At 34.3% G+C, this 12,937-nt stretch carries 3 protein-coding genes; all 3 read left to right on the top strand.

From position 1 onward, the window contains the following. Window positions 1–2: 2 nt before the first annotated feature. From Q0921_RS04730 to Q0921_RS04720, 3 genes are read left to right on the top strand one after another with little or no spacing between them, the layout of a single operon-like run. Window positions 3–734 (top strand): hypothetical protein, encoded by a 732-nt coding sequence (locus Q0921_RS04730; RefSeq protein WP_299254018.1) that lies wholly within the window; start codon window positions 3–5, stop codon window positions 732–734. Window positions 735–738: 4 nt separating this feature from the next. Next, the gene (locus Q0921_RS04725; RefSeq protein ID WP_299254015.1) at window positions 739–11,595 is read left to right on the top strand and encodes an RHS repeat-associated core domain-containing protein; all 10,857 of its coding nucleotides are present in this window, start codon (window positions 739–741) and stop codon (window positions 11,593–11,595) included. Window positions 11,596–11,602: 7 nt separating this feature from the next. Continuing rightward, window positions 11,603–12,130 (top strand): hypothetical protein, encoded by a 528-nt coding sequence (locus Q0921_RS04720; protein WP_299254012.1) that lies wholly within the window; start codon window positions 11,603–11,605, stop codon window positions 12,128–12,130. Window positions 12,131–12,937 lie beyond the last annotated feature (807 nt).

Raw genomic sequence — 12,937 nt, 5'->3', positions numbered from 1 at the left:
AGATGAAAAATAATAATTGGATGCTTTTGTGGTGTAGCTTTTTCCTTTTTGGAATAGTAAATGCACAAGATTCAGATCTGGATAAGGCAAAAGTCATAATCCAGAAAGTAAAAGACGCTTATGAAAAGCAATCTCAATATAATGTAAATGTTGATTATACATTATATGATGGATATGAAGGTAGTTCTGTATTAGAATCCTATGCCGGAGTTATGGTAAGAAATAACGAGAATTTTTATTCTAAAATACATCATACCGAGAGTTTGCAGACGGAGAAGCATTATGTAAGAATCAATCATGATGAAAAAGCGGTAATGTTTGGTATGATGAAAGCTAAAGATAAAAAGATGGCAGGATTAAACCTCGAAATTCTTTTTCAAAACTTTGATAGCGCGATAATTAAAGAAAAAGGATCTGTGTACAAGATAGAAATGATGGCACCTCCTGTTTCTCAATCTCCGTATGGTAAAGCTTTTTTAATAATAAATAAAAATGATTACAGTATTAAGAAGCAAACATTATTTTTTTCTTCAAAGATTCCTGTAAAAAATCCAAATGGTGGAGAGAGATTAACGAATCCAAGACTAGAAGTGGTATTCACTAATTTTTCTCTAAATAATGATTTGTATACGGGTAAATTCGATATCTCATTATACGTTTTAATATCAAAAACAGGAAATAGAATTTCACCTGAATTAAAGAACTATCAATTTATAGATACAACAAGACAATAAGCATATGAATTCTAATAAGATCAATTACTTCATCAAAAAAGGAATTTTAAGTTTTCTTACATTAATCTGTGTGTTTTCAGGATCGGCGCAAGATTCAGTGTATACCGTTCAGCAATCTTTTTCTTCAGTACAAATTGACGAATCGCTAAATAATAACAGCATAGTACTCGAATCTCTTGATACAGAAATAAATGCAAATACAGTAGTAGTCAACCCTCAGTCATTTGTTAGGATATCTGTGGATTCTGATAAAGCTCCGTTCTATTGGTATTCTTATACAATTACCTTACAAGTTACCCCTATCTTACAGGACGGATCCCTAGAAGAATCTGCTACACATAATAAAGTTTTTACAGTTACTTCTAATCCAACCAAAGTTTCATCCGAGTATACTGATATATCAGAATATGTCATCAATAATAAGTATGGAGTTAGCGTAAAAGTAATAAGTATTTTAACAAAAAACATTGAAGATAATTCGGCTGCCGATAATATATCAACTTCTCCAGAAAATGTGTCAATGAATCTTGGATTCAGAGCAAAACGATATGATCCTTTGTCCACGATTGCAGTTCAGGTAAATAAAGAAGAACTTAAAGATAATCAAAATACAACGAATGTTGGTTTGAAATTAAAATGGGATCCTATTGATGGTGCATTAGAATATGATGTAGAGTGGACATGGATTGATAATTATGGATTGGATCTTAGTAATCCTTTACCTGCTGAAGATATTGATCTTACGAATAGACAATTTGAACTAAATAGTACACGTATTTCTACAGATGAAAATTTCTATGAAATACCTTTGATCTATGATAATGGATATCTAGTGTATCGTGTACGTGCTGTAGGAAGGTTTATGGAAGATGTTTCTAAAAAATACTATGGCGATTGGAGTACGGGAACTTCTGAGAAAACTAAAATTTCTAACTGGGCACCAAGTTTTTATTTGGTTACAGCTCATGAGAATCGCAAAAACTGGCAGTTTCAGGCAAGTTATGCAGAAGAAGGAAAAAAGAAAGAAGTAGTTAGTTATTTTGATGGAACTTTACGAAATAGACAAACGGTTACTAAAATTAATAGTGATGATAATGCTATTGTAGGAGAAGTAATTTATGATAATCAAGGGCGTCCAGCAATCGAAGTATTACCAGTTCCTGCTGCGGATAATCATATTGGGTATTATAAAGATTTCAATAAAAATAGCACAGATGATACTTCATATTCACATGTAGATTTTGATTGGAGTTTAGTTTCGCAAAACGGAACAGCTGTAGATGACAATTGCGCTAATGCAACGGATGGTATGTCTAACAATTCCGGAGCAAGTCACTATTATGGACCGCAACCAACGGTAAGTAACACATTTCAGGATTATGTGCCTGATGCAAAAAATTATCCTTTTAGTCAGATAGAATATACTCCTGATAATACTGGACGAATAAGTCGAAAAAGTGGAGTGGGAGTTACCCATCAATTAGGTTCAGAACATGAAATGAAATATTTTTATAGTACTCCTGAACAAGAAGAACTAACCAGATTATTTGGCACTAGTGTTGGAAATGCTAGACATTATAAAAAAAATATAGTAATTGATCCAAATGGGCAGGTAAGCACGAGTTTTATTGATCCGCAAGGGCGTACAATTGCAACAGCGCTAACTGGAGGAACTCCCTCTTTTTTAGAAGGTTTGGATGATGAAAGTTCTGTAGATTTACATCAAGACTTTACGTTAAATCTTATTAATAGAAATAGAAAACAAGAATCAGAATTATATCCTGGAATTTATGATGCCTATGTAACAGGTAAACAAATCATTGCTACTAGTGATGGAACTGATTATCTTTTTGAGTATAACGTACAGGAAGATATATCTTTTGAGCTAGCATGTAATCCAGGGTATTACTACCCTTTTGTATATGATCTTTCTATAAGCCTAAAAGATGATTGTGGAGAGGAACAATTACTTCCAGAAATAAATACGACTGCAGGGACAGAAGACTTAACAGGAAATAATATTGTTGTCCGCACACCAGATGAAGCAAAAACGGCTTCTGTACGATTAAATACAGGAACCTATACGTTTAGTAAAGTGTTACAAATCGATCATAACGTTTTAGATAGATATGCTAGTGATTATAGGGATAAATTACAAGACCCTGATCCTTTAAATAACTGTTATATAGATCCAAGTCAGTTTGCACCATCTGCAACTTTTGATAGTTGTTTTACAACTTGCGAAGAATGTGTAACTAACCTAGGGAATATTGAAGCTTACATAGTCGATGAGTTAAAAGGCAAATACTATAATACCTCTTTTAGTGCAGGTAGCGAAGACGAAGAAGGGTTCGTAACGGTTACTTGGACAGATAGTAATGATGATATTAATGGTGAAGAAGTTCTGGATAGTGCGGAAATTACAGCATTTATCAAAACTTTTACACGAGAATGGGAATTAATTAAGCAAGCTTGTGAGGCACCTTGTGCTACCTTTTATAATGGGGCAAGTTGTGAGGTAAGTAATACCACTTTATTGCAGGATATGAAACCTCTTGGGCAATATGGCTCAGTTGATTTTACAACGGTGTTTGATGAAAATGAAACCCCGGTTTTAGATGAAGATGGTAGTGAGGAAACGGCCATTCAGGATGAACTAAGTATTTTTAATAAGGATAATAAATTAGTATATAACGGTACCAAGGTTACTTGGAGAACTCCAGCAGAGCCATATCAGGATTCTCCTAGTGTAATTTCTAAAATTGTTGTGGTACTGAATGAAGATGGAACTTATACGCCAGCAGTAAAAGAAGGGGTGACACCCAATCCAGGTACTACCCAATCAGGAGCTCCATATGAATGGATAGTCCCTCAAAATCTAGAAAAAATTGAAGATTTCTTAAGTGAGTGGAAAGAATACTGGGCGGTTTCTTTATTGCCCTATCATCCAGAGAATTGTTATTTGGAGTATGCAACCGCTTTATGTAATATCAAATCAGATGTTGACATTTATGATGTAATTTCTGGAGATCCTCAAACTGTAGCTATGGACAGCGATGGTTTTGATAGTTATATACGTGAAATCAACTCGTATCAGACAGCTACAAATAGTAATTATAATCTGCTTACAGGTGATGTTTTGGCTCTAATGAATTTAGATCCTTATTTTAATGAAGATGTGTTTTTATTAGGCGAAAATACGACTCAGAATACGAATCTAAGAAATTGGAGAAGAGGGATTATGCAAACCGCATTAGAAACCAAATACGAAGATTATACGGATAATGGTGCTAATATTACGATGCTTCATTTCGCTTACTTAACAGCTACATGTGATGGGCTTACTACCTGTGATGATAACTCTTTTAGCGGAATTTCCTCTGTGAATTCATTAGGTAGTGCTACTCAAAAAAACCAAATATGGAATACCTATAAAGGAAGTTATTTAAGCTTAAAAGAAAAGATAAAAACCGTTTTCAGAAATTTATATGCCCTGCAAAATGGCTGTTATAATGGTTGTATCGGTAAAGGAGTCGCTAGTTCTAACATTACCAGTGTGATTCGTAACTATACCATATCAAATACTATTTTTAATCATGCAAATGCTACTGCTAATCCTAGTCAATTTTGTGATGCACAAAACGCTGAGTTGTATAAAGAAAAACTAAAACGATTTGTAGGAGCCGATGAACAGTATAATGCTGATCAGGATGAGGGAGATATTATAGAAGAAAACGCAGACGATGGTGATTATTTCAATTACGTACAAACCGGAGAATGCCCTTTAATTAGTGACTTGGAAAATTTCCTGGATAAATTTGTTACAGAAAAAGGTATTGATGGTAATGTACAATCCTTTGTTGGTAATCGAATCTATAGAGGACAATATCTTAATGCAGACTTATTTGAAGCCTTTGGTGGAGAAGTAAATACCCAATCTCAACTTAACTTTGATGGTGTTGTAGAAGGTAACAGCCTTAAACTACAATCTAATATCGTCAATGCGTGCAGTAATTTGCTTACCCTTAACTTACCAACTATAGGTTGGGGTAACACAAACAATTGGAATAACTACAACACCTTAGATGGAGTTGGTTGGCGTATACTTAACTTTTCACAATTGTTCTATGATCAAACACTTTCTAGTCCGTCTCAAGGTGTTTTTGGTTTCCAAATTCTAGCACAGGTGGCTATGGGAGCGGATATCAAGGAATTTGTGTTTACCGGTAGTACTTGTGTAGCGATAGGAGAATGTGGTACCCAAGATGATGGTATAGGCGAGGTATTAGACGACCAGGTTGATAATGATCCAATTAACAATAATAATACCATCGGATGTACGAATCGAGCTCAGTTTGCTGATGATTTGGTAAACCTGATTAATGAATTAAGAAGGAGGAATACGGTTAATAATACAACTGATTTATCTACTATAGAGGAGTATACCAAGAGTATCATACCAGAGATTATTGAAGATGATATCGAAACTCCAAGAGCAGTGTGGTCATATGCAGGTCAATCCTCGGATACATATGATATTGCTTTAGATGGGAATGTGATTTTTTCATTTTCTGCTACCACATCATTTTTAGCAAATTCAAGTATAAGTAATTTTACGAGCCTATATTTTGTGCCTGATACAGGTAATAGAAATCAGAAATTATATTATACAGATACGTCTGGAACTAGCCAGTATGTTGAAACTTCCATTGCACAAGATGTAGATTATTCTTGTTGTAAAACGCAAGAGGAGGTAGTGTACGATTGTTTCGAAGATTACATAAAGATCAATAAAAGCAAATTAGAAACAGGATTCTTAAATATTTTAGTCGCCACTTATAACAATAATTGGCATCAAATAGATCCCTCGGTAAAAATAGATTTGATTGCAAATGGTTTGGTTACTCAAGAATTAAACCGCGTATTTGAAGATATGGTGGGAGGAGCAAGTATTACTTCTGTAGAATTAATTAATCCATCCGATACGGGGCCTGCTTTTGGAATATTAATCAACAATAATAAGTTTTTAGCATTAGCTAATAGATCGGAGTTATTCGTTGCAGAAACTACTTCTCTTGTGCAATTAGGAAGTCAGGACTCAGGTGGTGTATTTTATAATCTACTTGTATATGATGCTGGTCAGGAGAATACAATAGTTACTACATTAGTCATTAGGGATATAAAAACTGCCCTAGTTAGTCCATATATAATAATTTGTGATACAGATACACAATATGATTGCTCAACAAGTCCTTCATTTGAATCTGAAATGATTTCCATCGGGCAAGATTTACATGAGATTAATATATATTTAGAGGAACAAGGTATATATGATTTATATTACAACGGCGGTTTTTCTGTTGTAGATCTGGAAGCAGAAGGAAAGTTAACCCCTTCACTTCGAGGTATTTTTGGGCAGGCGATTGATAACCAAAGCATCACTTCTTTTAATGTCGCAAAAAGAGAATTTGGATCTCCTAATATAGGAATCGTAATAAATAACCAATACTTTTTCCCATTTTCAATTAGTAATTATTCTGGTCCAAATTTTCATCAAGTTACATTTAATAATTTAGAGGATCAAATCATTATTGATGGCGTACCGCACTTTACATTTCAAATAGAGAGTACTAGAAGTTTACCTCAAGGTAATACTTTTCGTTTTTTGTTAGATTTCGGATATTATCGAGCTAGTATAGTCAATGATAAGGTGGTTCTGGAAGATGGTCAATTTGAGCAGTTTAGAGTTCCATGTGCTGTTGTAAATGATGATGTAGACCAACCCTTTGCAGCTGCATCAGCCATCCCGGAACCTAAACCAACTTGTGAAATCTGTATCCCACAGACCGTAGCACCAAAGCCTTGTGAGGCAAACTATGAGCAATTTTTGAGTGATATGCAGATTAATCTGGAAACCTTAGAATCTTCCAGGGTTGAAGGATATACATTATTAGATAACTTTTATACACAAACAAATTTCTGTAACCTTAAGTTTCAGTATCTGGTAGCTTCTTATGATAGGTATTTAACAGAACTAGGTGTGGTATCAGCATTTGATCCTAATTTCCTAACCATAACAGAATTTGGGAATACCCATCTTAACTATGGCTATGATAAGATCAATACAGTAATCAATGCTTATAAAGCATATAGAGTAGCAGAAAGTGCAAACCCTACGGATGATTATTTTTGGAGAGAATTTGTGAATAATAAATATTTAGTAGACAATAGCAGCGTGTGCCCTCCTGCTCCCTTGGATGTTACCATCGATATAGAAATAGCTGACGATGATACAACTAATTGCGAAGAAGCTAATATTGTGGTGGCCGAGACGTATCAAAGCGATTCGTACCAAGCATATCTTGATGCATTGGTACATCAGTTTAAAAGAGAATACATTACAACAGGAATTGATAATGTAAACGAAACGCTAGAGGTAACCTATGAGGATAAAGAATATCAATATACATTATATTACTATGATCAGGCAGGTAACCTAGTACAAACGGTACCACCAGAAGGAGTAAACAGAGACGAAAATTTAATAGATAATGTGATTCCTTCGCATAGCCTACAAACCAAATACAAATATAATTCGCTTAATCAGTTGGTGTGGCAGTCTACTCCAGATGGAGGAGAGACACGTTTTGCCTATGATAAATTGGGTAGAATTATCTTATCTCAGAATGCGAAACAAAAAGCAGCACAAGTGTATGAATATGATTGTTCGGCAAATGAAACTGTATTTGCTATAAGTTTAGCACAGACCAATGGATTAGAGGTTATTGAAAATGGAACGATCAGTGTAATAAATGGAGAGCAACCCCTACCTGGAACACCTAATTATGGAGCGTTTTCTAATGAGTCTGTCCAAGAGCAAGGATATATAGAATTTAATTTGGATATTGGGGTATCGGGTGGATTAGTCCAAAGAACTCTAGGTGTTGGATTATCCTACGCTAACTCAGATGACTCTTTTGATACGATTGATTATGGTATTAAAGCAGATCTTTTATCCAAAGAGTTTACGTTACTATTTAATTCTCCAATCACACCATTACAGCAAGGGTTTAATGATAATGATCGTATAAAAATTGAACGTAAAGATGGTAAAATCAATATTTACCGCAACGGACAAATAATAGCATTTCCTCCAGATTCCAGACCAAACGATCCAATGTATATTGATATAAGTATTGCAGGAAATAGCGCCGTTACTGGATTAACTCTAACTAATAAAGTAGATAAAACCTGCTTTACAGGAAACTATAGTTATACCGATTATGATGAGTTGGGTAGGATTGTAGAAGCCGGAGAGTTGGCACTAAGTGACCAGTATGCTATAAGCAATTCGGGTAGGTTGATAGCCGTAAATACTGGAGCTATTATTACAGAAGTAGATGAAACATCATTTCCACAGAATCTTACAGATCAACCCAGAAATGAAGTAACGCGCACACAGTACGATACATTCTTGCCAGGTACAGAAGGAATGTTTACAGAGAATGTCTTTACTGGAGATATCCTTTTAAATAACGATATCACTACCCGAAACAGAGTAACGGCAGTACTATACCACGATTCTTACGCAGAAGGAGATACAGAGTATGATAACGGAATCTTCTATAACTATGATATCCACGGTAATGTTAAGGAACTGGTATGCGATAACAAAGTACCTGAACTGGTAGCCATTGATCAAAATCAAAAAAGAGTTCGATATGAATATGATCTAATTAGTGGTAATGTGCATCAAGTAATTTTTCAGGAAGATAAATCGGATCAATTTATACATAACTATACCTATGATGATGATAATCGTATTACGGCTGTAGAAACTTCTAATGATGGAGTGATTTGGGAGAAAGATGCATCCTACGAGTATTATGCGCATGGCCCATTAGCAAGAGTACTGATTGGTGATAAAAAAGTACAAGGTATGGATTATATCTATACGTTACAGGGATGGTTAAAAGGAGTAAATGGTGAGGCTACTGATAGTACAGGAGATGTAGGTAATGATGGAGTCGTAGGAGACATACATGAAAAAGTAGCCAAAGATGCTTTTGCATATTCACTCAATTACTTTACAGACGATTATACAGCACGTAATCAGACATCTCCATTTACATTAGCGGCTAATGTTCCTGATCCAGGCAAGCAATTATATAATGGTAATATTAATACCATGGTAACTGCTTTATTGGACACAGATGAACAAGCGATTAATGCCAGTGTGAATACTTATAGCTATGATCAGCTAAACAGGATAAAAGGGATGACCAATTACGAATCCGGTTCTAACGGGATCTTAGCTAGCACAGGTGTTAGTTCATCCTATAGCTATGATCGTAATGGTAACTTACAAACATTATTACGTAAGGCTAAATTATCTAATGGTACAGCTGTACAGATGGATGAATTGTCCTATAAGTACATACCGGGAACCAACCAGTTGGATCATGTAACTGATGCTGTTGATGCTGACACATTTAGTGTAGATATTGATAGTCAATCACCAGAGAATTATGTGTATGATGATATAGGCCAATTGACAGATGATATAGCAGAAGGTCTCAAGATAGACTGGCGGGTAGACGGCAAGGTTCGTAGCGTAACCAAAGATGATGGTACTGTCATCAGTTTTGGATATGATGGATTAGGAAATCGTTTGAGTAAAACGGTAGTAAAATCAGAGGATCCAAATGATAAGATGACTACCTATTACTCCAGAGATGCCCAAGGTAATGTACTCGCGGTATTTGCTACCGGTAGTGATGAGGCTAACTGTGCCGTAACCTTAACATTGGATGATGAGGTAGTAACCAGTACGGGTATTACCGAAAAGGCACAAGCAGATATTATTGTGGCTCCTACAGCAGACTATGTAGTAGAAAGTGGCGCAATGATTACGCATAAAGCAGCAGAAGGTATTACATGGTTACCTGGTACTCATGCTAAGACAGGTAGTGATGTACGTGCATTGATCGATGAAGTAGCATGCGTAAATATACTACCTGATGGTAGTGAAGTTATGGCGCTAAGTCTAAAAGAACATCACATTTATGGTAGTAGCAGATTAGGACTACAGGAGTCTGACTTACAATTAGGTAATGAAGCTGATACTACCGATGATACTGTCTATATAAATACTGCAGGAGATAAACGTTATGAATTAAGTAATCATTTAGGTAATGTACTAAGTGTTGTAAGTGATCGAAAAATTTCTGGAGCTGGATCAGAAGTCAGAGAAAATGAAATTTTCTTTAATGAATTTAATAATCTAAACTCTTTCTTTCTTGTCTCAGCAACTCTAAATATAACCTCGGATAACCAATTAAGAGTTAGTCCTAGTTTCGGATCTATTGTTGTTCCATTTTCGACAAATGGTTTTGCCGTGACAGGAAACAGATTCAAAGTGTCTTTTAATTATAATGATGGTGGCTGGAATACTTCGGAATCTCTTTATCTAAAAATAGGAGGTCCAGGACTTGAACCTATTTTATATGAAATTCCAAGGGGAGTGGATAAAGTCGAGCAAATTTTTGATATTAGTTCACTGCAATCTGGTGAAAATATTGGTGTATCCCTTGAAGCACTAGAATATATACCTGAAGGTGATAATACTGCTTATTCAGTTGTAATAGATAATTTTAAAATATCAGAGCTTATTGAGCAAGATTCCGCAGATTTAATTACCTTTACACCCGACGTTCTTACATTTAGTGACTACTATCCTTTTGGCATGTTGCTACCTAATCGACATGGGAATAGCTCAGACTACCGATATGGGTTTAATGGTAAGGAAATGGACAATGAAGTTAAAGGAGAAGGTGCTCAATATGATTATGGGTTTAGGATTTATGACCCACGTATAGGTAAATTTTTAAGTAGAGATCCATTAGCATCAAGTTTTCCTTGGTTTACACCTTATCAATTTGCAGGTAATAAACCTATAGTGGCTATTGATTTAGATGGGTTAGAGGAATTAGATTATAGAATTCTCGATAAACTTAATTATGGAGATATAGCAATTGATATGTCTAATGCTCCAGATATTTTTGAGCTTAATGGGAAAAAATATTACACTACATTAAATGCTCTTGGTGAGAATAGAAATCCACAATATTATTTTAGTAAAGCTCTTGAACAAGCTCCTGATTTTTGGAGTGCAGATAATGAAGTGAGAATTAAAGCAGGAGAAATGCCTCATCCAGATGATACTTTTTTAAAGAAATTAGGAAAGAATCTTGATGAAGCAGAATTTGCTTTGTTGAAAGAAACATCAATGGTTCCAAAGACTAGGCGCAAGTTATTAGGTATGGAACATCACCATATAGAACATGGTAAAAAAGCTATTGCATTACCTTGGAAAGTACATAGGGGAAAAGGAAATACAAAATATTGGCACAAGCTCTTTAAGGGAGGAGCAAAAGTTGTTAAAGGTGCTAAAAAAGTATTACCGATGGTGGGTGCTATTCTAGGAATTACTAGTGTGACGGCTGGTAGTAGTGATCCTGCGTCAGAAATGATTGGAGCTTCACCTATTGATTATAATAATGAAACTATAGCTTTATTTCAAGATATATTAGATACAGAAGAGCTAGGTTCAGCTATTGATCAATTATCTCAATTTGAACAATTCTCTATATATTATTCAACCTTACAAGAAACAAGGGAGTTATTACAAACAGGTTTATTACCAAGTGGAGAAAGTTATTATTATGATCTAAGAACAACTCAAGAACTTGATTTTTATGATGATATTAAGGCTCCGCATATGTTGATATTCTACGAAGGTCAGCTAATTAAAATACTGGATACACCTCAAAACCCAGATGATGATCCAGCTAACAATTAATAAAAAAATGACAAATAAATTTATAGACACTTACAATGATTACATATTGTCGAAGAAAAACTTTTTCGTTAACGAAAAAGGGTTTAATGCAAATAAGTTTAATTTAATTGTTAAAAAGAAAAATACTAGAGAATTTGATTTTAAATTATTTGATATAGTTGAGAATCATATTTTAGATGAAGGCTCTGCATTTTCTGATTTGTTATTTTTTGAAGATTTGCAACAGAACTCTGAAAACTCTAAATGGGTAGCATTTGCAGAATATTATGGGCGAGATTGGTATTATACTTTAGATTTAGAATCAAAAAAAGTTTTTTTAATAGATGTAAACACCAATTTTTTGCAGTTTTCTTGTGCTACTAGCGAAGATAATTTTTTAAATGCAATGCAAGAAGTTTTAAAACTAGAATCAATACGTTTTAACTCACCAGAGCTTATTAACGAAGATATTTTAAATGATTTTTATACTAATTGTATTAAGTTATCAGGTCTATCTGGAGATAACATATTTTATAAAATAATTTTAGGTGTTTAAGCCCCCGCTAGCGCGAGCGTCACGCTCGTGCCGAATCAGTGTCTCGTTCTAAAAAAAGTTTACATATTTTACATTAATCCTAAAATAGTTTTACAACTTATTCTTAGTCCTATTATTGGTTTACAATGATAGGACTTTTTGTATAATAATTCTTCCATAATTTTTCTGTTTTTAAATTATTTTGATGCCCCTGATGGCGCGAGCGTCTCGTAATGATCGCTAGTGCTAGCATCCATGCTAGTACCCTGTCTCGTCCTAAAAAAAGTTTACATATTTTACATTAATCCTAAAATAGTTTTACAACTTATTCTTAGTCCTATTATTGGTTTACAATGATAGGACTTTTTGTATAATAATTCTTCCATATTTTTACACTTTTGTGTAAACCTATTTCAGGACAAGACAGTGTTCTTTTATCTTTTTTTAGTTTTCATGTGAGTATGAGTTAAACCAGATTGTTGTAGAAAAAAATAATATAGAGCGGTACTTAATATTAATACTTTATAATAAATTTTAAAAAAACTTCAAAATAGGCAGTAACAAAACCCCTCCTAATGACACTTACCTATAGTAAGAACAAAATTCAATAATTAAGGTAGGCATTTATTGAACACGTAATTACTAAAAAAATCAATGGCTACGGTTATATGTGGGGTATGTGTGCCGTAGCCAGATTTTATAAATTAGATGATGGTAATCTTTATCTCGCTCTGCAAAGAGTGATTAAATAAAAATGAAAAGTTGTGTAAATGTTTCCACATGTTGTGCAATGATCAAAGAAGAAAAGATAATTTTATAAGTGAAAGT

The sequence above is a fragment of the uncultured Aquimarina sp. genome (assembly GCF_947496855.1).
Taxonomy (GTDB): Bacteria; Bacteroidota; Bacteroidia; order Flavobacteriales; family Flavobacteriaceae; genus Aquimarina.
This window is presented reverse-complemented; position numbering and strand designations above follow the sequence as displayed.